The sequence below is a fragment of the Pseudomonas sp. GM78 genome (genome assembly GCF_000282475.1).
Lineage (GTDB): Bacteria > Pseudomonadota > Gammaproteobacteria > Pseudomonadales > Pseudomonadaceae > Aquipseudomonas.
On the sequence record NZ_AKJF01000200.1, the window covers coordinates 1 to 22,529 of the forward strand.

The 22,529-nt window shown below is 61.4% G+C and carries 18 protein-coding genes; 13 read left to right on the plus strand and 5 right to left on the minus strand.

What is annotated here, in order from left to right:
• Positions 1 to 63: 63 nt before the first annotated feature.
• From pepP to gcvP, 9 genes are all read left to right on the plus strand, one after another.
• Complete coding sequence (gene pepP, locus PMI35_RS04575; RefSeq protein WP_032832046.1) at positions 64 to 1,398, plus strand: Xaa-Pro aminopeptidase; 1,335 nt, start codon at positions 64 to 66, stop codon at positions 1,396 to 1,398.
• The gene (gene ubiH / locus PMI35_RS04570) at positions 1,395 to 2,582 is read left to right on the plus strand and encodes a 2-octaprenyl-6-methoxyphenyl hydroxylase (protein WP_008064922.1); all 1,188 of its coding nucleotides are present in this window, start codon (positions 1,395 to 1,397) and stop codon (positions 2,580 to 2,582) included. The genes pepP and ubiH overlap by 4 nt, the downstream gene beginning before the upstream one ends.
• Entirely contained in the window at positions 2,575 to 3,060 is a 486-nt protein-coding gene (locus PMI35_RS04565; RefSeq protein ID WP_032832047.1) for a DUF4442 domain-containing protein, read from the plus strand. Before ubiH ends, PMI35_RS04565 begins: the two co-directional genes overlap by 8 nt.
• Before the next feature lie 9 nt (positions 3,061 to 3,069).
• Complete coding sequence (locus tag PMI35_RS04560; protein WP_162831857.1) at positions 3,070 to 4,287, plus strand: 2-octaprenyl-3-methyl-6-methoxy-1,4-benzoquinol hydroxylase; 1,218 nt, start codon at positions 3,070 to 3,072, stop codon at positions 4,285 to 4,287.
• 245 nt (positions 4,288 to 4,532) lie between these two features.
• Positions 4,533 to 5,537, plus strand: a complete 1,005-nt coding sequence (locus tag PMI35_RS04555; RefSeq protein ID WP_008064928.1) for an extracellular solute-binding protein — start codon at positions 4,533 to 4,535, stop codon at positions 5,535 to 5,537.
• A 138-nt stretch (positions 5,538 to 5,675) separates the two neighbouring features.
• Complete coding sequence (locus PMI35_RS04550; RefSeq protein WP_008064931.1) at positions 5,676 to 7,292, plus strand: ABC transporter permease; 1,617 nt, start codon at positions 5,676 to 5,678, stop codon at positions 7,290 to 7,292.
• A gap of 155 nt (positions 7,293 to 7,447) precedes the next feature.
• Complete coding sequence (gene gcvT, locus PMI35_RS04545; RefSeq protein WP_008064933.1) at positions 7,448 to 8,530, plus strand: glycine cleavage system aminomethyltransferase GcvT; 1,083 nt, start codon at positions 7,448 to 7,450, stop codon at positions 8,528 to 8,530.
• Between the two features lie 50 nt (positions 8,531 to 8,580).
• A complete protein-coding gene (gene gcvH, locus PMI35_RS04540) occupies positions 8,581 to 8,964 on the plus strand; it encodes a glycine cleavage system protein GcvH (protein ID WP_008064934.1) in 384 nt (127 codons plus the stop codon).
• A 215-nt stretch (positions 8,965 to 9,179) separates the two neighbouring features.
• Positions 9,180 to 12,053: an aminomethyl-transferring glycine dehydrogenase gene (gcvP, locus tag PMI35_RS04535; RefSeq protein WP_008064935.1), complete on the plus strand. Its 2,874-nt coding sequence runs from the start codon at positions 9,180 to 9,182 to the stop codon at positions 12,051 to 12,053.
• 144 nt (positions 12,054 to 12,197) lie between these two features.
• On the opposite strand, the gene PMI35_RS04530 is transcribed toward gcvP, so the two are convergent.
• From PMI35_RS04530 to PMI35_RS04520, 3 genes are all read right to left on the minus strand, one after another.
• Positions 12,198 to 12,515: a DUF2388 domain-containing protein gene (locus PMI35_RS04530; RefSeq protein WP_008064936.1), complete on the minus strand. Its 318-nt coding sequence runs from the start codon at positions 12,513 to 12,515 to the stop codon at positions 12,198 to 12,200.
• 71 nt (positions 12,516 to 12,586) lie between these two features.
• A complete protein-coding gene (locus PMI35_RS04525) occupies positions 12,587 to 14,371 on the minus strand; it encodes a GspE/PulE family protein (protein ID WP_008064937.1) in 1,785 nt (594 codons plus the stop codon).
• A gap of 90 nt (positions 14,372 to 14,461) precedes the next feature.
• Entirely contained in the window at positions 14,462 to 14,800 is a 339-nt protein-coding gene (locus PMI35_RS04520) for a hypothetical protein (protein ID WP_008064938.1), read from the minus strand.
• Between the two features lie 126 nt (positions 14,801 to 14,926).
• On the opposite strand from PMI35_RS04520, the gene PMI35_RS04515 reads away from it, so the two are divergent.
• Positions 14,927 to 15,391, plus strand: a complete 465-nt coding sequence (locus PMI35_RS04515; RefSeq protein ID WP_008064939.1) for an Lrp/AsnC family transcriptional regulator — start codon at positions 14,927 to 14,929, stop codon at positions 15,389 to 15,391.
• Positions 15,392 to 15,488: 97 nt separating this feature from the next.
• Here the strand turns inward: PMI35_RS04515 and PMI35_RS04510 are convergent, their stop codons facing one another.
• Positions 15,489 to 16,856 (minus strand): CYTH domain-containing protein, encoded by a 1,368-nt coding sequence (locus tag PMI35_RS04510; RefSeq protein ID WP_008064940.1) that lies wholly within the window; start codon positions 16,854 to 16,856, stop codon positions 15,489 to 15,491.
• Between the two features lie 156 nt (positions 16,857 to 17,012).
• On the opposite strand from PMI35_RS04510, the gene argE reads away from it, so the two are divergent.
• Positions 17,013 to 18,173, plus strand: coding sequence for an acetylornithine deacetylase (gene argE, locus PMI35_RS04505; protein WP_008064941.1), 1,161 nt, complete (start codon positions 17,013 to 17,015; stop codon positions 18,171 to 18,173).
• 142 nt (positions 18,174 to 18,315) lie between these two features.
• The gene (gene argA / locus PMI35_RS04500; RefSeq protein ID WP_008064942.1) at positions 18,316 to 19,614 is read left to right on the plus strand and encodes an amino-acid N-acetyltransferase; all 1,299 of its coding nucleotides are present in this window, start codon (positions 18,316 to 18,318) and stop codon (positions 19,612 to 19,614) included.
• Positions 19,615 to 19,667: 53 nt separating this feature from the next.
• Here the strand turns inward: argA and tauA are convergent, their stop codons facing one another.
• Complete coding sequence (gene tauA / locus PMI35_RS04495) at positions 19,668 to 20,657, minus strand: taurine ABC transporter substrate-binding protein (RefSeq protein WP_008064943.1); 990 nt, start codon at positions 20,655 to 20,657, stop codon at positions 19,668 to 19,670.
• Between the two features lie 362 nt (positions 20,658 to 21,019).
• On the opposite strand from tauA, the gene PMI35_RS04490 reads away from it, so the two are divergent.
• The gene (locus PMI35_RS04490) at positions 21,020 to 22,348 is read left to right on the plus strand and encodes an OprD family porin (protein ID WP_008064944.1); all 1,329 of its coding nucleotides are present in this window, start codon (positions 21,020 to 21,022) and stop codon (positions 22,346 to 22,348) included.
• Positions 22,349 to 22,529: the final 181 nt, after the last annotated feature.

Genomic DNA, 22,529 nt, shown 5'->3' on the forward strand with positions numbered 1-22,529 from the left:
ACGTGGCGGCTGCCGCCAAGCCGTCGCTGCACTGATCAAAAAGCCAGGGAAAGCCATCTGCCCATGATTCATATCCCCAAGTCGGAATACAGCCGTCGCCGCAAGGCGCTGATGGCGCAGATGGAACCCAACAGCATCGCCATCCTGCCTGCCGCCGCGGTCGCCATCCGCAACCGCGACGTCGAGCACGTCTACCGCCAGGACAGCGACTTCCAGTACCTCAGCGGCTTTCCCGAGCCCCAGGCCGTGTTGGTCCTGATGCCGGGGCGTTTGCATGGTGAATACATCCTGTTCTGCCGTGAACGCAACGCCGAGCGCGAGTTGTGGGACGGCCTGCGGGCCGGGCAAGAGGGCGCGATTCGCGACTTCGGTGCCGACGACGCCTTCCCGATCACCGACATCGACGACATCCTGCCCGGCCTGATCGAAGGCCGTGACCGCGTCTACTCGGCCATGGGCAGCAACCCGGAATTCGACCGGCACCTGATGGAATGGATCAACGTGATCCGCTCCAAGGCCAACCTCGGCGCCCAGCCGCCGAACGAATACGTTGCCCTGGATCATCTGCTGCACGACATGCGCCTGTATAAATCGGCGGCAGAAGTGAAGGTGATGCGCGAAGCCGCACGGATTTCCGCCCAGGCCCACGTGCGTGCTATGCAGGCCAGCCGTGTCGGGTTGCATGAGTTCAGCCTGGAAGCCGAACTCGATTACGAGTTTCGCAAGGGCGGGGCGAAGATGCCGGCCTACGGCTCGATCGTCGCGGCGGGGCGCAACAGCTGCATCCTGCATTACCAGCAGAATGACGCGCTGCTCAAGGACGGCGACCTGGTGCTGATCGACGCCGGTTGCGAGATCGACTGCTACGCCAGCGACATCACGCGCACCTGGCCGGTCAACGGCAAATACTCCGCAGAGCAGAAGGCGATCTACGAATTGGTGCTGGCCGCCCAGGAAGCCGCGTTTGCCGAGATCGCCCCGAACAAACACTGGAATCAGGCCCACGAAGCCACGGTGCGGGTGATTACTTCGGGCCTGGTCGAGCTGGGTCTGTTGCAGGGCGACGTCGACGAGCTGATTGCCAGCGAAGCGTACAAAGCGTTTTACATGCACCGCGCCGGCCATTGGCTGGGCATGGATGTGCATGACGTCGGCGAATACAAGGTCGGCGGCGAATGGCGTGTGCTGGAGGTGGGCATGGCGCTGACCGTGGAGCCGGGGATCTACATTTCTCCGGACAACCAGAGCGTGGCGAAGAAATGGCGCGGCATTGGCGTGCGCATCGAGGACGATGTCGTGGTCACCAGGACCGGTTGTGAAATCCTGACCAAAGGCGTACCGAAAACCGTCGCCGAGATCGAGGCCCTGATGGCGCAAGCACGGACACAAGCGGCATGAATCGAGTCAATCTGGCGATCATCGGTGGCGGCCTGGTCGGCGCCAGCCTGGCGTTGGCCTTGCAGGCCGGGGCGAAGGCCCGTGGCTGGAAGATCGTGTTGATAGAACCGTTTGCCCCCGGGGACACCTGGCAACCCAGTTACGACGCGCGTTCCACGGCGTTGTCCTTCGGTGCGCGGCAAATTTATCAGCGCCTGGGCGCCTGGCAGGAAATCTCCCGCCGCGCAGAGCCGATCAAGCAAATTCACGTCTCTGACCGAGGGCGTTTCTCCACGGCGCGACTGTCGGCGATGGAGGAGGGTGTTCCGGCGCTGGGTTATGTGGTGGAAAACGCCTGGCTCGGCCATTGCCTGTGGCAAGGCCTGGACAAGGACGTGATCACCTGGCGTTGCCCGGCGGAGGTCACGCGCATGGAGCCGCTCACCGACGGCTACCGCCTGACCCTCAATGACGAAACCACGCTCGATTGCGATCTCGCGGTGCTCGCCGATGGCGGCCGTTCAGGTTTGCGTGAGCAACTGGGCATCGGCATTAAGAAGCGCCCGTACAACCAGAGCGCGCTGATCGCCAACATCACCCCGAGCGAAGCCCATGGCGGCATGGCCTTCGAACGCTTCACCGACGATGGCCCGATGGCGTTCCTGCCATTGCCGGACAACCGTTGTGCGCTGGTCTGGACCCGTCTGGGCATGGATGCGCAACGACTGGCCGCGCTTGATGATCGCAGTTTCCTCAGCGAACTGCAGGGGGTGTTCGGTTATCGCCTCGGCACGTTGAAGCAAGTCGGTGTGCGGCACTTGTATCCGCTGGCCTTGGTGGAGGCCGAAGAGCAGGTGCGCTCGCACCTGGTGGTGCTCGGCAATGCTGCCCACAGCCTGCACCCGATTGCCGGCCAGGGGTTCAACCTGTCCCTGCGCGATGCCCAGGCGCTGGCCGATGCGCTGCTCGCCAGCGAACACCTGCCGGGGCACTTCGCCACCTTGCAGGACTACCGCGAGCGCCAGCGACTGGACCAGAACCTCACCGTGGGCTTCTCCGACCAGGTCACGCGCCTGTTCGGCAGTACTCAGCCGCTGGTGTCATTGGGGCGCAATCTGGGCCTGCTCGGCCTTGACCTGCTGCCGCCAGCCAAGCGCTGGTTCGCCCGGCAAGCCATGGGCCTGGGTACCCGCCCTGATGTTTAACTGGCTGACACGCAAGTTTGGCAAGGCCCGCTTGATGTGCCGGTTCATGAACCTCTATCCGCCGTACCTTGGCGCAGGCGTTCGGGTGCGGCACATCAGCGATGACTTTCGTGACGTTCAGGTGTCCATGGGCCTGCGTTGGTACAACCGCAACTACGTCGGCACGCAGTTCGGCGGCAGCCTGTATTCGATGGTCGACCCGTTCTTCATGCTGATGCTGATGGAAAACCTCGGTCGCGACTACATCGTCTGGGACAAGGCTGCCGACATCGACTTCATCGCACCGGGCAAAGGTCCGGTGTTCGCCCGTTTCAACATCGATGACACCTTGCTCGACGAGATCCGCCGGCAGACGGCGGAGGGCAGGAAGTACCTGCCGCAATTGCAGGTCGATATTCATGACGGCGCCGGCAACCTGGTGGCGCGTGTCGGAAAAACCCTTTACGTGCGGCTCAAGCCGCAAGCGAGACAGGCTTAAAGCATGGAAATGCGCGCAGATCTGCTGATTGTCGGGGCCGGAATGGTCGGCAGCGCCCTGGCGCTGGCGTTGCAGGACAGCGGGCTGGAAGTCCTGCTGCTCGATGGCAGCCCGTTGAGCGTCAAACCCTTTGACCCGCAGGCACCGTTCGAGCCGCGGGTGAGTGCATTGTCCATTGCCAGCCAGCGAATTCTCGAACGCCTGGGTGTCTGGGACGGCATTGCCAGCCGGCGCAGCAGCCCCTACAGCGAGATGCAGGTGTGGGATGGCAGCGGCACCGGGCAAATCCACTTTTCGGCGGCCAGCGTGCATGCCGATACGCTGGGCCATATCGTCGAGAACCGCGTAGTTCAGGACGCCTTGCTCGAGCGTTTGCACGACTGTGACCTGGGCATGCTGGCCAACGCACGTCTGGAACAGATGCGCCGCTCCGGCGACGACTGGCTGCTGACCTTGGCCGATGGCCGAACCTTGCGCGCGCCGCTGGTGATCGCGGCGGATGGCGCCAACTCGGCGGTGCGGCGCCTGACCGGTGTCGCCACGCGGGAGTGGGATTACCTGCACCACGCCATCGTCACCAGTGTGCGCAGCGCCAAACCGCATCAAGCGACTGCCTGGCAGCGGTTTACCGACAATGGCCCGCTGGCGTTCCTGCCGCTTGAGCGCGACGGTCAGCAGGATTGGTGCTCGATCGTCTGGTCGACCACGCCGAGCGAAGCCGCGCACTTGATGGCGCTGGACGACGAGGGTTTCTGTCGTGCGCTGGAACGGGCCTTTGAAGGTCGACTCGGCACGGTACTGAGTGCCGATCCGCGCCTGTGCGTGCCGCTGCGTCAGCGCCATGCCAAGCGGTACGTGGCAGAGGGCCTGGCCTTGATCGGTGACGCCGCGCACACCATTCACCCGTTGGCCGGGCAGGGTGTGAACCTTGGTTTCCTTGATGCCGCGGTGCTGGCCGAAGTGCTATTGAAAGCGGCGACCCGTGGCGAACGCCTGGCGGATGTGAAGGTGCTGAGCCGTTACGAGCGTCGGCGCATGCCGCATAACCTGGCGCTGATGGCGGCGATGGAAGGTTTCGAGCGGCTGTTCCAGGCTGACCCGTTGCCGGTGCGCTTGTTGCGTAATGCCGGGTTGAATCTGGTCGACCGGATGCCGGAGGCCAAGGCGCTGTTCGTGCGTGAGGCACTGGGATTTATCGGGGATTTGCCGGCGCTCGCCAAGGCCTGAACTATCCATCGAAGCTGATGGCCTCATCGCGGGCAAGCCCGCTCCCACAGTGATTGAAGTCGGGCGCAAAATTGTGTTCCACCTCGAACCTGTGGGAGCGGGCTTGCCCGCGATGGCGTCCGCTCAGTCACCCTACCTCTCGGGTTGTGCAACATCTGGTAACTCCTCGGGGAACTGTTCGATTGAGAAGGGAAATGTGAGTCCTTATCATTTGGCCTCACTTTTTCAATCGAGAGACCGCTCCCATGTTGGCACCGAAGCGTCTACTGACCGCACTGGCCCTGACCCTGATCGGCAGCACCGCCGCCCAGGCCGCTGACGAGGTGGTGGTCTATTCCTCGCGCATCGATGAACTGATCAAGCCAGTCTTCGATGCCTACACCGCGAAAACCGGCACCCAGGTGAAGTTCATCACCGACAAGGAAGCGCCGCTGATGCAGCGGATCAAGGCCGAGGGCGAGAACACGCCCGCCGACCTGCTGCTGACCGTCGATGCCGGCAACCTCTGGCAAGCCGAGCAGATGGGCATCCTCCAGCCCTTCACCTCGAAAACCATCGATGCCAACATTCCGCTGCAATACCGTGCGGCCTCCCATGCCTGGACCGGCCTGAGCCTGCGGGCACGGACCATCGCCTATTCCACCGACCGGGTGAAACCGGGCGAACTGACCACCTACGAAGCGCTGGCCGACAAGAACTGGGAAGGCCGCCTGTGCCTGCGCACGGCGAAGAAGGTCTACAACCAGTCCCTGACCGCCACCATGATCGAAGTGCACGGCGCCGAGAAAACCGAGAAAATCCTCAAGGGCTGGGTCAACAACCTGTCCACTGACGTGTTCTCCGACGACGTGGCAGTGCTCGAAGCCATCAATGCCGGCCAGTGCGACGTCGGCATCGTGAACACCTACTACTACGGCCGCCTGCACAAGCAGAAGCCGGACCTGCCGGTGAAACTGTTCTGGCCGAACCAGGCGGATCGCGGCGTACACGTCAACCTGTCGGGCATCGGCCTGATCAAGCACGCGCCGCATCCGGAAGCAGCCAAGGCCCTGGTGGAGTGGATGACCACGCCGGAGGCGCAGAAGATCTTCGCCGACGTGAACCAGGAATTCCCGGCTAACCCGACTGTGCAGCCATCGGCCGAAGTCGCTGCCTGGGGCAAGTTCATTGCCGATACCCTGCCAGTGGAAGTCGCCGGCAAGCGCCAGGCGGAAGCGATTCGCATGATGGATCGCGCTGGCTGGAACTGAGTCACCGGCATTAAAGAGCAAAAGATCGCAGCCTTCGGCAGCTCCTACAGGGTGATCACCGACCCAATGTAGGAGCTGCCGGAGGCTGCGATCTTTTTGCGTTTTCCCTACACTTCAAGATTTTGCGAGAGCTATACCTTGGCCCACCCCGCCCAACGCCGCTGGTATCCCCTGGTCTTCGTCATCGCTGCGCTGGTCCTGCTGCCCCTGAGCGTCCTGCTGCTGTCCTGGCAAGCCATCGACCCGCAGATCTGGTCCCACCTGTGGGAGACCCAGATGCCGCGCCTGCTGGGCAACACCCTGACCTTGATTCTCGGTGTCGGAATTGGCGTGACGGTCCTGGGGGTGAGCCTGGCCTGGCTCACCAGCCTTTGCGAATTCCCCGGTCGGCGTTGGCTAGACTGGGCACTGATGCTGCCCTTTGCGATTCCGGCCTACGTGCTGGCATTCGTCTTCGTCGGGTTGCTGGATTTTGCAGGCCCCGTGCAGACCCTGCTGCGGGAGTGGTTCGGCAGCGGCCTGCGTTTGCCGCGTGTGCGCTCCACGGGCGGGGTGATCCTGGTATTGGTGCTGGTCTTCTATCCTTACGTTTACCTGCTGGCCCGTACCGCGTTCCTGGCCCAGGGCAAGGGCCTGATGGAAGCGGCGCGGGTGCTCGGTCAATCCCCGTGGCAGGCGTTCTGGCGCGTGGCAATGCCCATGGCGCGCCCGGCCATCGGTGCTGGTGTGGCCTTGGCGCTGATGGAAACCCTGGCGGATTTCGGCGCCGTGTCGGTGTTCAACTTCGACACCTTCACCACCGCCATCTACAAGACCTGGTACGGATTCTTCAGCCTCTCGACCGCTGCGCAACTGGCCAGCCTGTTGCTGCTGGTGGTGATGCTCGTGCTATACGGCGAGCGTCGAGCGCGCGGCGCCAACCGGGCGAGCAATGAACGGCCACGGGTCAAGGCGTTGTATCACCTGCACGGCTTCAAGGCGCTGCTGGCGACAGGATGGTGCGCCCTGGTGTTCGCCTGCGCCTTTGTCATTCCGATGCTGCAGCTGGTGGTGTGGTTCTGGCAGCGCGGGCGCCTGGATCTGGATGAGCGTTACACCGGCCTGATCATCCACACCTTGTACCTGGGGACGATGGCGGCGCTGATCACCGTGAGTGTCGCCCTGGTATTGGCGTTTGCCCGGCGGCTGGCACCGACCCAGGGGATCCGCGCCGGGGTCAGCCTGGCCAATCTTGGCTACGCCTTGCCCGGATCGGTGTTGGCGGTGTCGATCATGCTGGCGTTCAGTTACCTGGATCGCGTGCTGGTAATCCCGCTCTCCGGCTGGCTCGGCGGGGCTGGCAAGCCGTTGTTGCTGGGCAGCCTGTTGGCGTTGCTGCTGGCCTATCTGGTGCGCTTCATCGCCGTGGCTTACGGTCCGCTGGAAAGCAGTCTGGCGCGAATACGGCCATCTTTGCCCGAAGCGGCACGTAGCCTGGGCGTCAGTGGGCCACGACTGTTTTTCAAAGTGTATCTACCGTTGCTGCTCCCCGGTTCGTTGAGCGCGGCCTTGCTAGTGTTCGTCGACGTGCTCAAGGAAATGCCCGCGACCCTTCTGATGCGCCCCTTTGGCTGGGACACGCTGGCGGTGCGGATCTTCGAAATGACCAGTGAAGGCGAGTGGGCGAGGGCATCTTTGCCGGCCTTGACCCTGGTTTTGGTCGGGCTGCTACCGGTCATCGGATTGATACGACGTTCGGCGCATCGAAACAGCTAGGTGCCAGTCCTACACCTTGCGGCTACAATGCGCGGCATTCGGTGCGGTCGGTCTGACAGACAAGGTAGTGAAAACGGCTGGAAGCCTTTTATTTCAAGGTTCCCGCACAAACGATCACTCGTCCGCACCTTCGCCACGCCCGGAAGGAGAAACCCATGGGACAGCGTACGCCTCTGTATGACCTTCATCTTGCCCTCGGCGCGAAGATGGTCGATTTTGGCGGTTGGGATATGCCTCTGCATTATGGATCCCAGGTCGAGGAGCACCATCAGGTGCGCCGCGATTGCGGTGTTTTTGATGTATCCCACATGACCGTGATCGATGTCGACGGCCCCCAGGCCAAGGCATGGCTCCAGCATTTGCTGGCCAACGACGTCGAACGCCTGCACAAACCCGGTACCGCGTTGTACAGCACCATGCTCAATGAGCGCGGCGGTATCGTCGACGACATGATCGTCTATCGCCTCGAAAGCGCTTACCGCCTGGTGGTCAACGCCTCTACTCGCGATCAGGACCTGGCGTGGATGCAGGCACATCTCGACGGTTTCGACGTGCAGCTCAACGAGCGCTCCGAACTGGCAATGCTGGCCATCCAGGGCCCCCATGCCCGGCAAAAGATTGCCGAACTGGTGAGCCAGGCGCGAGGCGCATTGATCCACAAGCTCAAGCCTTTCGAAGGCCGGCCCGACGGTGACTGGTTCATCGCACGCACCGGCTACACCGGTGAAGACGGCCTGGAAATCATCCTGCCAGCCGACCAGGCGCCGGGGTTCTTCAACGATCTGGTGGGGGCGGGCATTTCCCCCATTGGCCTGGGCGCGCGTGACACCCTGCGGGTCGAGGCGGGCATGAACCTGTACGGTCAGGACATTCACCAGGACGTTTCTCCGCTGGCCTCCAATATGGCCTGGAGCATCGCCTGGGAACCGGCCGCTCGCCAGTTCATCGGCCGCCAGGCGCTGGAAGCCGAACGCAGTGGCGGCGTACAACACAAACTGGTGGGGCTGGTCCTTGAGGAGCGCGGGGTTTTGCGCGCTCATCAAGTGGTCCGCATCGCCAATGTTGGCGAAGGGGAGATCACCAGTGGTAGTTTCTCTCCTACGCTAAGCAAGTCGATTGCACTGGCGCGCGTGCCGATGGCCACTGCCGACCGCGCGGAAGTGGAAATTCGTGGCAAGTGGTACCCGGTCCGAGTGGTCAAGCCGACCTTCGTTCGCCATGGCAAAACCTTGATCTAACCTTTTCCGGCGGGCGTTGACCGCCGACAATTTTCCTGAGGACACAGAACATGAGCAATATCCCTGCCGACCTGCGTTTTGCCGAGAGCCACGAATGGGCTCGCCTGGAAGCCGATGGTACCGTCACCGTGGGCATCAGCGATCACGCGCAGGAAGCGCTGGGTGATGTGGTGTTCGTTGAGCTGACCGAAGTCGGCAACGTCTTTGCCGCTGGTGATCAGTCGGGTGTGGTGGAGTCGGTCAAGGCCGCTTCCGACATCTATTCCCCGGTTGCCGGTGAAGTGATCGCGGTCAACGAAGCTCTGAGCGGTGAGCCTGAGTTGCTCAACTCCGACCCGTACGGCGCGTGGATCTTCAAACTCAAGCCAAGCAACGCGGCTGACCTGGACAAGCTGCTCGATGCAGCGGGTTACAAGGCCGCCATCGGCGAATAAGCTTTCAGCGTCCCCCCAAAGCCCCGACCTGTCGGGGCTTTTTTATACCCGCTAAAAGATCGCAGCCTGCGGCAGCTCCTACATTGAAATGCGATCCTCTGTAGAGCTGCCGCAGGCTGCGATCTTTTGATCTTCAGGGGCACAGCGGCATCGACTGCTATGCTGGTTTGACCGTGTTGCATCGACGCCGAGCGCCAGTCAAGAGAGAGCCCGTCATGTCCCAGTTGCCGTCCCTGAGCCAGTTACGCGACCCCAATGCCTTTCTTCGCCGCCACCTTGGGCCTGACGCCGCCGAGCAACAGGCGATGCTCGACAGCCTCGGCCTCGGTAGCCGGGTCGAGTTGATCGAGCAGACGGTACCGCCGGGAATCCGCCTGAACCGACCACTCGACCTGCCGCCGGCCCTCGACGAAGAAGCCGCGCTGGCCAAGTTGCGCGGTTACGCCGAGCAAAACCAGGTCTGGACCAACCTGATCGGCATGGGCTATTACGGCACGCTGACGCCGGCCGTCATATTGCGCAACGTCCTGGAAAATCCCGGCTGGTACACCGCGTACACACCCTATCAACCGGAAATCGCCCAGGGCCGGCTGGAAGCGCTGCTGAATTTCCAGCAATTGACCATCGACCTCACGGGCCTTGAACTGGCCAACGCCTCGCTGCTGGATGAAGCCACTGCGGCGGCGGAAGCCATGGCCCTGGCCAAGCGGGTCGCCAAGTCGAAGAGCAACCTGTTCTTTGTCGACGAACACTGCCATCCGCAGACCATTTCCGTGGTGCAAACCCGAGCGGAAGGCTTCGGGTTCGAACTGATCGTCGACGCTGTGGATAACTTGAAACAGCACCAGGTATTTGGTGCGCTGCTGCAATACCCCGACACCCACGGCGAGATCCGTGATTTGCGCCCGCTGATTGATCATCTGCATGCCCAGCAGGCGCTGGCGTGTGTCGCCACCGATCTGCTGAGCCTCCTGTTGCTCACCCCGCCGGGGGAACTGGGCGCCGACGTGGTGTTCGGCTCATCCCAGCGTTTCGGCGTGCCCATGGGGTACGGCGGCCCTCACGCAGCGTTTTTCGCCAGTCGTGACGAGTACAAACGGGCGATTCCCGGCCGCATCATCGGCGTGTCGAAAGACGCCCGCGGCAACGTTGCCCTGCGCATGGCGCTGCAAACCCGCGAACAGCATATCCGTCGTGAAAAGGCCAACTCGAACATCTGCACCGCGCAAGTGCTGCTGGCCAACATCGCCAGTTTCTATGCGGTTTATCACGGTCCGGAAGGCCTGAAACGGATTGCCCAGCGCGTGCACCGGCTGACCTGCATCCTTGCCGCGGGCCTTGAGCGCAAGGGCATTACCCGTCTCAACCAGCACTTCTTCGACACCCTGACCCTGGAGGTCGGTGGCACCCAGACCGCGATCATCGAAAGCGCCCAGGCTGCGCAGATCAACTTGCGTATTCTGGGGCGTGGGCAATTGGGTCTGAGCCTCGACGAAACCTCTGACGAAACCACAGTAACGAAACTGTTCGACCTGTTCCTGGGGTCTGATCATGGGCTCAACGTCGACGAACTGGACGCTGAAACCCTGGCTGGCGGTATTCCCGACACGCTGGCGCGGACCTCGCCCTATCTGCGCCACCCGGTGTTCAATGCCCACCACAGCGAAACCGAGATGCTGCGCTACCTCAAGCAACTGGAAAACAAGGATCTGGCGCTCAACCAATCGATGATCCCGCTGGGCTCGTGCACCATGAAGCTCAACGCCACCAGCGAGATGATCCCGATTACCTGGCCGCAGTTCGCCAACCTGCATCCATTTGCACCCAGGGAACAGGCCCTCGGTTACACCTTGATGATCGAGGAACTGGAGCGCTGGCTCTGCGCGATTACCGGTTTCGATGCGATCTGCATGCAGCCCAACTCCGGGGCCCAGGGCGAATACGCCGGGCTGCTGGCGATCCGCAAATACCATGAGAGCCGCCAGCAGGGCGGGCGGGATATCTGCCTGATTCCTTCGTCGGCCCACGGCACCAACCCGGCCTCGGCACAGATGGCCGGGATGCGCGTGGTGATTGTCGAGTGCGACGAGGCGGGCAACGTCGATCTGGAGGACCTGAAAGACAAGGCCGCCCAGGCCGGGGATAAACTGGCCTGCCTGATGGCGACGTATCCGTCGACCCATGGCGTGTACGAGGAAGGCATCAGCGAAATCTGTGAAGTTGTCCACAGCCATGGCGGCCAGGTGTACATGGACGGCGCCAACCTCAATGCCCAGGTTGGGCTGGCGCGCCCGGCGGACATCGGCGCCGATGTGTCACACATGAACCTGCACAAGACTTTCTGCATTCCCCATGGCGGCGGTGGACCGGGCATGGGGCCGATTGGCGTGCGCGCCCACCTGGCGCCGTTCGTTGCCAATCATCCTGTCGTGCCTATCGATGGGCCGCAGCCACAGAATGGCGCGGTCAGCGCAGCGCCCTGGGGCAGTGCAAGCATTCTGCCGATCAGCTGGATGTACATCGCCATGATGGGGCCGCAATTGGCCGACGCCAGTGAAGTGGCGATCCTGGCGGCCAATTACCTGGCACGGCACCTGTCCGGCGCGTTTCCAGTGCTCTACACCGGTCGCAACGAGCGGGTGGCCCACGAATGCATTCTCGACCTGCGACCCCTCAAGGCGATGACCGGCATCAGCGAAGAAGACGTTGCCAAGCGTCTGATGGACTATGGCTTCCATGCCCCGACCATGTCGTTCCCGGTGCCGGGGACGTTGATGGTCGAGCCCACCGAAAGTGAATCGAAGGCAGAGCTGGACCGCTTTATCGGAGCGATGCTGAGCATCCGCGCGGAAATTACCGAGGTGCAGAACGGCAACTGGCCGGCCGAGGACAACCCGTTGAAGCGCGCGCCGCATACGCTGGCGGACATCACTGGCGTGTGGGAACGGCCTTACAGCATCGTGCAGGCGGTCACGCCGGATGCGCATACCAAGGCGCATAAGTATTGGCCGGCGGTGAACCGGGTGGACAATGTGTATGGGGACCGGAATCTGTTTTGTGCGTGTGTGCCGCTGGACGAATACCGCTGAACAACGCACGCCCCTGTAGGAGCAAGGCTTGCCCGCGATGGCGCCATCGAGATCGCCATCGCGGGCAAGCCTTGCTCCTACAGGGGCGGTGTTGTTCATAAAAAAATGCCGCTCATGTGAGCGGCATTTTCGTATCGGCAAGAATTACTCCGAAGCCACGGCGTTCTTCGCCAGGATCGCATTCGCCAGTTCCATATCCGTGGCCTGCAGCCCCGGGTTGTCGGCGCGGACTTTCTGCATCGCCGCTTCCAGGTACGGACCGCGGATGCCGCCGTCACTGGCGACGAAGCTGCTGGCATCGTCCTGGGCAGCGATGATCATCTTGTTGTCCTTGAACGTCAGGTAGGTCGAACCGGTGGTTGCACCGGAGGTAAGGACGTTACGCCAAAAGCTATCAGCCATCGCCGAGCCGACAGGCAAGGACAACAAGGCGATGGTAGCGACAGCAACTTTGAAACGCATGATGGGTGACTCCACTGATTTAACTGCGATGTTGGATTGTCCGCCCCCCATCGAGTTCCATAACGGCCCACCTACTTCTGCTCGCTCTGCGGCGTCACCCGCAACACCTCCTCAATCGTCGTCAAACCCGCCGCCACTTTCTGTGCTCCCGACAGTCGCAGGCTACGCATGCCTTCCTTGAACGCTTGGCGCCGCACGGCCAGCAAGTCGGTGTCGGGATTGATCAGCGCCTTCAGGCCGTCGCTCAACTGCATGATTTCGTACACCCCGGCACGACCGTGGTAGCCGGTATCGCGGCATTCCAGGCAGCCAATGGCGCGTTGGGCGTTGCCAGGCAGCGGCGCTTGCCAGGGCCGGGTCAGGGTTTGCCAGTCTTCCTCGCCCAAGGCTTGCGGGGCCTTGCAGTGTGGGCACAGGGTACGCACCAGGCGTTGGGCCATCACGCCGAGCACGGTGGCCTTGATCAGGTAATGCGGCACGCCGAGTTCCAGCAGGCGGCTGATGGCGCTGGGCGCATCGTTGGTGTGCAGCGTCGACAACACCAGGTGCCCGGTGAGGGCGGCCTGGATGGCCATCTCGGCGGTTTCCAGGTCGCGGATCTCGCCGATCATGATGATGTCCGGGTCTTGCCGCATCAGCGCCCGAACCCCGGCGGCGAAGGTCAGGTCGATGTTGTGCTGGACCTGCATCTGGTTGAACGCCGGCTCGACCATTTCTATCGGGTCTTCGATGGTGCAGAGGTTGACCTGGGGCGTCGCCAGTTTTTTCAGCGTGGTGTAGAGCGTGGTGGTCTTGCCCGACCCGGTCGGCCCGGTGACCAGGATGATGCCATTGGGCTGGCGGGTCATGTCCTGCCAGCGCCGCAGGTCGTCGGCGGAAAAACCCAACTGGTCGAAATCCTTGAGCAGCACCTCCGGGTCAAAGATCCGCATGACCATTTTTTCACCGAAGGCGGTGGGCAAGGTCGAGAGCCGCAACTCGACTTCACCGCCCTCCGGGGTCTTGGTTTTCACCCGGCCGTCCTGGGGTTTGCGTTTCTCCGCGACGTTCATTCGCCCCAGGCTTTTGAGGCGACTGACGATGGCCATGGTCACCTGTGGCGGGAATTGGTAGACGTTGTGCAGCACGCCGTCGATGCGAAAGCGCACCGTGCCCTGTTCGCGCCGGGGCTCGATGTGGATATCGCTGGCGCGCTGCTGGAAGGCGTACTGGAACAGCCAGTCGACGATGTTGACGATGTGCGCGTCGTTGGCGTCGGGCTCCTGATCGCTGGCGCCGAGGTTGAGCAACTGCTCGAAGTTGCCCAGGGTACTGACCTGTTGATCGGCATTGCTCGCGCCACTGACCGATTTGGCCAGGCGGAAGAACTCCACGCTGAAACGCTGGATGTCCACCGGGTTGGCCACCACGCGCTTGATCGGCAGCTTCAGCACGTGGGTCAGGTCGGCTTCCCAGCCAGTGACGTAAGGCTGGGCGCTGGCGATGGTCACTGCGTCGCGATCGACCGACACCGCGAGGATCTTGTGACGCTGGGCAAAGGCGTAGGACATCAGCGGGGTCACCGCCGCGACGTTGATTTTCAGCGGATCGATACGCAGGTAAGGCTGGCCGGCTTGCTGGGACAGCCACAGGGTCAGGCTTTCAAGGTCGAGGTGCTTGCCGGGACGGCTGAGGTCGTCCAGGTGTTGGCTGGCGATGAACTCCAGCGGGTGCATCTGGCCATTGGCGGCGTGACGGCGTCGGGCGTTCAGCGCCTGTTCGGCCGAGTCCTGGCTGACAAAGCCCTGGGCAACCAGTTCACGCAGCACATCATTGAGGTCCAGCCAGCGGTCCTGAAAGGCGATTTGAACGGACATGCGGGCTCCTTTTGAACGACAGTGCGCAAAGGATAGCCGTGACCCCGCAGGCCGTTGGGCCACTACCCGACGAAGCCGTATCGGGGTTTTTCAGCCCGCCGCCAGTGCCGTTTCGGCCCAGGCAACATCAGCGGTTTGCAGGTCGACCGAGCACACGCTGATCAGGTTTCGAAGTTTTTCCGCAATCACCTGGGCGCGATGCCAGCTCAATCCGTCGATGACGACATCGATGGCCAGCAAGTCGTCCCGGCGCTGCACATTCACCTGTTGCGGTGTCAGGAACTGCAGGGCGAACAGGTTGAGCGCGCGGCACAGCAGGTCCGGTTCGGCTTCGGCGAGCAATTGGTAGTGAACGCGGCAATGGGCGTTGCCGGCATTCCAGGCATCGGCGCGGGTGGGCGAGGTATTGACGGCTTCCAGGTAGGGCATGTTCGGTCTCCAGACTGATTGGAGAAATTTTTACATTCGGTGGCGGGTATTTCTTATCTATGATTAGCCGTATTACAGGTCTGGCGAATCGCGTAATTCACAGGATTATCATTTTAAGGTTTTTTTATGCACAGCGAGCTGGACAGCTACGACCGCAGGATTCTCGCCTTGCTGCAGGAGGATGCTTCGCTCTCGAGCGCGCAGATCGCCGAACAGGTAGGGCTTTCGCAGTCGCCTTGCTGGCGGAGGATTCAGCGGATGAAAGAGGAGGGGATCATTCGCGGCCAGGTCACCTTGCTCGACCGCAAGAAAATCGGCCTGAACACGCAGATTTTCGCCCAGGTAAAACTCAACGCCCATGGCCGTTCGAACTTCACCGAGTTCACCGAGGCGATTCGAGGTTTTCCCGAGGTGCTGGAGTGTTACGTGCTGATGGGGGCGGTGGATTTCATGCTGCGGATCGTCGCGGCGGACATCGAGGCGTATGAGCGGTTTTTCTTCGAGAAGCTGTCGCTGGTGCCGGGGATTCAGGAAGTGAACTCGATCGTGGCGTTGTCGGAGATCAAGTCGACCACCAGTTTGCCGGTCTGAAATTTTGCAGGCCTCATCGCCAGCAGGCTGGCTCCCACATTGGTTTTGTGTACGCCACAAATCCCCTGTGGGAGCCAGCCTGCTGGCGATGGCGGTATTACAGACGCAGAAGCATCTTCCAGGCACGATTCTGATAAACCGCGATCGCCTGTTGCTTGCGCGCATCCAGGATTTCGTCGGAGATCGGTTCGTTGGCCAGTTGCGCCAGCTTGTTCAGCTCGCCGTAGAGGCGATCCATTTCCGGGATCTCCAGCACGTTGCGCGCGTGGTGCAGCCAAACCTGGATGCGCTCGATGCGCGGCAGTTGCTCGGCCAGGTCTTCCGGCTGTTGCTGGTAACGCTGCAATTGCAGCGAGGTGGCTTCTTCGCCCAGCAGGCGTGGCAGCCAGCTGCCCAATTGCGCGGCGCCCTGGCGATTGCCGCGGGTGTTGCGCTCGGCGGTCCAGGTGCGGGCCAGCAACCAGCGCGAGGTGTTCAGGGAGAACAGGCCCCAGCGCGGGTCTTCGAGTTCTTCGAGGAACTGCTCCGGTGCGGCTTTGCGAACGTCTTCATCGTCCAGGCCGGCCTGTACCAGCGGGCGCCAGTCTTCCAGCAAGGCGTCGAGCGCGACACGCAAATCGTGGGTCGACTGACGCGGTGCGGCTTGACCAAGGCTGCTGATCAGCGCGCGCATTTCAGCCAGGTTCTCGACCCAGTCCTGCAACAGGCGCCAGTGGCCATTGAAACGATACTGCTCTGCCAGGCGCTGGCTGCTGCCCAGCAAATGCCAGCTCAGTGCGGCGAACGCATCGTCCAGCGGCGTTTCGGCGCTGATCTGCGGTGTCGGCAGGCTCAACGAGTAGCTGTGGGCGTCGTACAGGCGATAGCCACGTTCGGCCTTGCTGATATCGCATGGCATCAGCGCCAGTTTTTCAGCCAGTTCGGCGGCCAGTTCCAGCAGCGCGGCGGGTTCGCCTTCGCGCAATTCCAGTTCCAGTTCGCAGATTTCTTCTTTCTGCTTGCCGACTACCACGTGGCCCAGGTCCAGTGCCGCCTCGATGACGACTTTGGACTTGCCGCGGCCCCAGGCGATTTCCGCGCGCTCGCGGACGAAATCGGTGGTGAAGATGGCTTTCAGGGTTTTCTTGTCCAGTTCAGCCAGCTCTTCGGGCCAGCATTCGCCGTCGAGTTTTTTCAGGTCGAGCTTGGCTTTGGGCAGGTTCCAGTCGTACTCGTTACGTACGGACAGGCCAGCGACGCTTTGGCCGCGGGTCTTGAGGGTCTGAATCACTTCTTCGCCGTCCTTGCGCAGGCGCAGGGCGACTTTGGCCCGGGCCAGGTCACGCTCGGGGGTGTCGAAGTATTGATTCATCAACTCACGGCGTTCCCAGCCACTTTTGTTGCGTTTTTTCAGTAACGGGTGCTCGCGCAGGGCGGCGAGGGTTTCGCGGCTGACGCGGAGCTTGATTTCAGTTTCTTTCTGCATGGCCGGAAAATCCAGGATCGGGAGCGCAGCCGGGGGAATTGGTGGCTGCCAAGGTCGTGCAGTGTACAGGACTCGACCTGCCTTCGCCGTGCGACGGTTTATTCCTGTCACCGGATGGCTCTATGATGGACTTCAATTCGGGAGTTGGAGTCAGCGATGCCTTTGCCGTCCATGAAAGATCAGTTCGCTGCGCTGATCGCTGCGCCGTCCGTCAGTTGCACCCAGCCAAGCCTCGATCAATCCAATCGTCCGGTGATCGACCTGCTGGCCGCCTGGCTCGGCGACCTGGGCTTTGCCTGCGACATCCAGCAGGTCAGCCCCGGCAAATTCAACTTGCTGGCCAGTTTCGGCAGTGGCCCCGGCGGGCTCGTGCTGGCCGGTCACAGTGATACGGTGCCGTTCGATGGCGCGTTGTGGCAGACCGATCCCCTGAAGCTGACGGAGGTCGACGGGCGCTGGGTCGGCCTGGGCAGTTGCGACATGAAGGGCTTTTTCGCCCTGGCCATCGAAGCCGTCAGGCCGCTGCTCGACCAACCGTTCAAGCAGCCGCTGCTGATCCTGGCCACCTGCGATGAAGAAAGCTCGATGTCCGGCGCCCGGGCGCTGGCCCAGGCAGGAAGGCCGCTGGGGCGTGCGGCGGTGATCGGCGAGCCGACCGGGCTGAAGCCGATCCGCATGCACAAAGGCATCATGATGGAGCGCATCGATATCCTCGGGCAGAGCGGCCACTCCTCGGACCCGCGCCTGGGCCACAGTGCGCTCGAAGCCATGCACGACGCCATCGGTGAACTGCGCGGCCTGCGCTTGTTGTGGCAGCGCGAATTCCGTAATCCGCAGTTCAGTGTGCCGATGCCGACCATGAACTTCGGCTGCATCCATGGGGGCGACAATCCCAACCGCATCTGCGGGCAGTGTTCCCTGGAGTTCGATCTGCGGCCGTTGCCGGGTATGGACCCCAAGGTACTGCGCGCCGAGATTTTGCAGAAGCTCAGGCCGATTGCCGAGCGGCATCAGGTCAAGATCGATTACGCCCCCCTGTTCGCCGAAGTGCCGCCTTTCGAGCAGGCTGAGGATGCAGAACTGGTGCGCATCGCCGAAAAGCTCACCGGCCATGCCGCCGAAGCAGTGGCATTCGGCACCGAAGCGCCTTATCTTCAGCAACTTGGCTGCGAAACACTGGTGCTCGGACCGGGCGATATCGCCTGCGCCCACCAACCGGGGGAATTCCTCGAAATGTCACGTTTGCAGCCTACGGTGCATCTATTACGACAGTTGATTGAACATTACTGCCTGACGCCGGCCCAAACGCAGGTGTGATGTATAAATTGCCGATGTCCCAACCCGTATTCATGAGGAGAGCGCGCGTGTCGCCAAGCCTGTTCCGACGATAACCATCAGCCCGCTGTGCGTTTTCTGTTCCGCCCTTTTTTCGGCTGCTATTTATTACAGGCCCAGGTTCATGCCCGAATACGTCAATTGGCTTCGTCACGCTTCGCCCTACATCAACGCCCACCGCGATTGCACCTTTGTCGTCATGCTGCCCGGCGATGGCGTTGAACACCCGAACTTCGGCAACATCGTCCACGACCTGGTGCTGTTGCACAGCCTGGGTGTGCGGTTGGTCCTGGTCCATGGTTCGCGCCCGCAAATTGAAGCGCGCCTTGAGGCTCGGGGCCTGACCCCGCACTACCATCACGGGATGCGCATCACCGATGCCGCGACCCTGGAGTGCGTGATCGATGCGGTCGGCCAACTGCGCATCGCCATCGAGGCGCGGCTGTCCATGGACATGGCGTCGTCGCCGATGCAGGGCTCGCGCCTGCGGGTGGCCAGCGGCAACCTGGTGACCGCGCGGCCGATCGGCGTGCTGGAAGGTGTCGACTATCACCACACCGGTGAAGTGCGTCGGGTGGACCGCAAGGGCATCAATCGCCTGCTGGACGAGCGCTCCATCGTGCTCTTGTCGCCACTGGGCTACTCGCCGACCGGTGAAATTTTCAACCTCGCCTGTGAAGATGTCGCCACGCGTGCGGCCATCGACCTGGGTGCAGACAAACTGTTGCTGTTCGGCGCCGACCTGGGCTTGATCGATGAACACGGCCGGCTGGTACGCGAGCTGCGTCCGCAACAGGTGCCGGCACATCTGCAACGTCTGGGCAGCAACTACCAGGCCGAGCTGCTGGATGCCGCCGCTGAAGCCTGCCGTGGCGGCGTGGCCCGCAGCCATATCGTCAGCTACGCCGAAGACGGTGCACTGCTGACGGAGCTCTTCACCCGTGACGGTGGCGGCACGCTGGTGGCCCAGGAGCAATTCGAGGTGGTGCGCGAAGCGGCCATCGAAGATGTCGGCGGCCTACTGGACCTGATCAGCCCGCTGGAAGAGCAGGGCATTCTGGTGCGTCGCTCGCGCGAAGTGCTCGAGCGTGAGATTGAGCAGTTCAGCGTGGTCGAGCGTGAGGGCATGATCATCGCCTGTGCGGCGCTGTATCAGATCGCCGACTCCGATGCCGGAGAGCTGGCGTGCCTGGCGGTGAACCCGGAGTACCGGCACGGTGGTCGTGGTGATGAGCTGCTCGAACGCATTGAAACCCGCGCACGGGCCCAGGGGTTGAAAACCTTGTTCGTCCTCACCACGCGCACGGCTCACTGGTTCCGCGAGCGCGGCTTCGTGCCAAGCAGCGTCGATCGCCTGCCGTCGGCACGGGCGTCGCTGTACAACTATCAGCGTAATTCGAAGATCTTCGAAAAAGCCCTGTAAAGAGAGGGCTCTTGTGGCGAGGGGATGAATCCCCTCGCCACAGTATTTTGCGTTTACTCCTGCACGAACTTCGCGCTGACATACGGCGAGTAATCCGGCAGCACCGTTTCAACCTTCCCCTGTTCCTTCAAAAACTTCGCCGTCTCGCCAATCGCCTGCGCAGTGCCGCCTGCCAGCAGTGCGCTGGTCTGTTGTGCCTTGGCATCCGGGAACGCGGACCCAGCCAGCAGTTCCGGTACGTCGGCGGCGTTGGCACCGGTCAATTTGGCGATTTTTTGCACCGGTACCGAATCCGCAGTCCAGCTGTCCTTATGCGCCGCATAGTCGGCAAATGAGTCGAGGGTCACCTTGGCGAACCGGGCGATGACCTCCGGGTGCTTCTCGGCGTAATCCTTGCGCGCTACCCAGACTTCGAAGGTAGGTGCACCCCATTGGCCGACCTGCGCGGCATCGGTCAAGGTCTTGCCGGACTTGCGAATTTCTCCCAGGGCCGGCGACCAGACGAACGCGCCGTCGATGTCCCCACGTTTCCAGGCGGCGGCAATTTCCGCCGGTTGCAGGTTCACCACTTTGACTTTCGACGCGTCCAGCCCCCAGTGCTTCAGCGCGCCCAACAGGCTGTAGTGGGAAGTGGAAACGAACGGCGTGGCGATGGTCTTGCCGATCAGATCTTGCGGTTTATCGATGCCACTGCCGTTGCGCACCACCAAGGCTTCGGCGGCATTGATCTGCGCGGAAACGAGGAACGCGACGATCGGCAGATTGCGCGAGGCTGCGGCAGCCAGTGGGCTGGAACCGAGGTTGCCGATCTGCACATCACCGGAGGCAATGGCGGTGACCACTTCCGGACCACTGTTGAAGCGCCGCCAGTCGATTTTCTCGCCAATGGTTTTTTCGTAAAGGCCATCGGCCTGGGGGACTTTGCTCGGGTCGATACCGGTCTGATAGCCCACCGTGAGGTTCGCCGCATGGGCGGAAAAAGAAACCATTAACGATACACAAACTGTAACAAATGGTCGGGATAGTGCGCGCTTGATCGTCATGGCATCGGCCTCTTCGATAGGTTTTGTGGCGGAATTGCTACCAAACCTAATCGATCTAAAAAACGGCCAATAAATACCATTTAGGAATTAGCTTATGAGTCAGCCGCTCTATCCCGAGGGCGGTGAGACGGTGAGCTAAATTCCTAAAGGGTATGAGGAAAGAATCCGATCATTCTTTTCAGGTTTATGACGAACTCATGACCCTGCAGGGACCAAAAAACCGGGGATTAGACTATGGTCGTAGACACACAAAGTTACGATTGACTTGTGGGTCATGCTCTGGCGCTAATCGCGCATCTTAGGATCCGGGACATCGATTCCGGGCCAGGAATACAAGAATTAGAGACGAGAGGAGCTAAACAATGAACAAGTCCACCTTGGCCCTGGCCGTGGCCGTAGGGGTTATGGCGCAGCAGGCAGGCGCCGCGGGTTTCATCGAAGACAGCAAGGCTTCCGTAAGTTCGCGCACCATGTATTACAACAACGATAACCGCGATGGCGGCGCGGATCAGCGAGAGACTGCTGAAGGCCTCAAGTTCGATTACCTGTCGGGCTTCACCCAAGGGACTGTCGGATTCGGTTTCGACGCTCAGGCACTCGTCGGCATCCATCTGGATGGTGGCAAGGGCCATCACCCGGATAACAATACATTCTTCCCAAGTGACACTGATGGCTCGGCAGTGCACGAGTGGAGCCGTGTGGCGGGTAACGTGAAGGCGCGTTTCTCGAAAACCGAGGCTCACTACGGTGGTGCTTTGCAACCGAACATGCCAATACTGGTAGCGAACGACAGCCGTCTGCTGCCACAGACCTTTGAAGGGGGGACCATCACCTCGAAGGAAATCGACAATGTGACCTTCAACGTAGGTCAGCTGGAGCACGCAGCGGGTCGCGCCTCGTCGAACACAGCTGGTATGGCAGTCAATGGTGGTACTCAGGACAGCAACAAGTTCCGCTACGCCGGTGCTGACTGGAAGGTCACCAAAGACCTGATGCTGCAGTACTACTACGCGAACCTGGAAGACTACTACAAGCAGAATTTCCTGGGCCTGGTGCATGTTTACCCAATCAGTGCCAACCAGTCCTTCAAGACCGATCTGCGCTATTTCGACAGCAGCTCTGACGGCAAGAACGGCGATCCGGGCTACGTCTTCAATAACAACGGTGGTTTCGCCAAGAACCCGGGCGAGGTCGATAACAAGACCTGGAGCGCCATGTTCACCTACACCCTGGGTGGTAACGCCTTCCTGCTCGGTCATCAGCGCGTCAACGATGATGGTGGCTTTGTCTACCTGAATCAGGGCAGCGTAGTGGACAGCAGAGGTCGCAACCAAGGTGAGGGTGGTACCAGCTTCTACCTATTCACCGATGCCATGATCAACGGCTTTGTCCGTGCCGGCGAGAACACCACCTTCGGTCAATACACTTATGATTTTGCAGCGGCGGGTGTGCCAGGTTTGAAAGCTTCGGTCGCTTACCTGCGTGGCGACAATATCAAGGCCAGAAACGGCACTGGTAGCGATATGTCAGAGTGGGAACGAGACATGCGCGTGGATTACACCATTCAGCAGGGCACGCTCAAGGGCCTGGGCGTGACGCTGCGTCATGGCGTCTACCGTGGCAGCGAAATCGACATCGCCGACCAGGACCAGACCCGTCTGATCTTCAACTACACCTACGCCTTCAAGTAAGCCGTAGCCAAAAGCCTCGTCAACGGACGAGGCTTTTTTCGCGTTCATTTTTATATTCCATAAACAATGCACGTGATGATTTTTTATTCTTTTTAGCTTTTTTCTTAAGCGCTTAAAGTAAAGGCCTTCCGACACGCACCGTAAGCCTCGGATCGAGTTCCAACCCCCCCGAACACCCGAG

Coding starts and splice junctions, on each gene's coding strand:
- pepP (WP_032832046.1), top strand. CDS start 64: ATGATTCATATCCCCAAGTCGGAATACAGCCGTCGCCGCAAGGCGCTG.
- ubiH (WP_008064922.1), top strand. CDS start 1,395: ATGAATCGAGTCAATCTGGCGATCATCGGTGGCGGCCTGGTCGGCGCC.
- PMI35_RS04565 (WP_032832047.1), top strand. CDS start 2,575: ATGTTTAACTGGCTGACACGCAAGTTTGGCAAGGCCCGCTTGATGTGC.
- PMI35_RS04560 (WP_162831857.1), top strand. CDS start 3,070: ATGCGCGCAGATCTGCTGATTGTCGGGGCCGGAATGGTCGGCAGCGCC.
- PMI35_RS04555 (WP_008064928.1), top strand. CDS start 4,533: ATGTTGGCACCGAAGCGTCTACTGACCGCACTGGCCCTGACCCTGATC.
- gcvT (WP_008064933.1), top strand. CDS start 7,448: ATGGGACAGCGTACGCCTCTGTATGACCTTCATCTTGCCCTCGGCGCG.
- gcvH (WP_008064934.1), top strand. CDS start 8,581: ATGAGCAATATCCCTGCCGACCTGCGTTTTGCCGAGAGCCACGAATGG.
- gcvP (WP_008064935.1), top strand. CDS start 9,180: ATGTCCCAGTTGCCGTCCCTGAGCCAGTTACGCGACCCCAATGCCTTT.
- PMI35_RS04530 (WP_008064936.1), bottom strand. CDS start 12,515: ATGCGTTTCAAAGTTGCTGTCGCTACCATCGCCTTGTTGTCCTTGCCT.
- PMI35_RS04525 (WP_008064937.1), bottom strand. CDS start 14,371: ATGTCCGTTCAAATCGCCTTTCAGGACCGCTGGCTGGACCTCAATGAT.
- PMI35_RS04520 (WP_008064938.1), bottom strand. CDS start 14,800: ATGCCCTACCTGGAAGCCGTCAATACCTCGCCCACCCGCGCCGATGCC.
- PMI35_RS04515 (WP_008064939.1), top strand. CDS start 14,927: ATGCACAGCGAGCTGGACAGCTACGACCGCAGGATTCTCGCCTTGCTG.
- PMI35_RS04510 (WP_008064940.1), bottom strand. CDS start 16,856: ATGCAGAAAGAAACTGAAATCAAGCTCCGCGTCAGCCGCGAAACCCTC.
- argE (WP_008064941.1), top strand. CDS start 17,013: ATGCCTTTGCCGTCCATGAAAGATCAGTTCGCTGCGCTGATCGCTGCG.
- argA (WP_008064942.1), top strand. CDS start 18,316: ATGCCCGAATACGTCAATTGGCTTCGTCACGCTTCGCCCTACATCAAC.
- tauA (WP_008064943.1), bottom strand. CDS start 20,657: ATGACGATCAAGCGCGCACTATCCCGACCATTTGTTACAGTTTGTGTA.
- PMI35_RS04490 (WP_008064944.1), top strand. CDS start 21,020: ATGAACAAGTCCACCTTGGCCCTGGCCGTGGCCGTAGGGGTTATGGCG.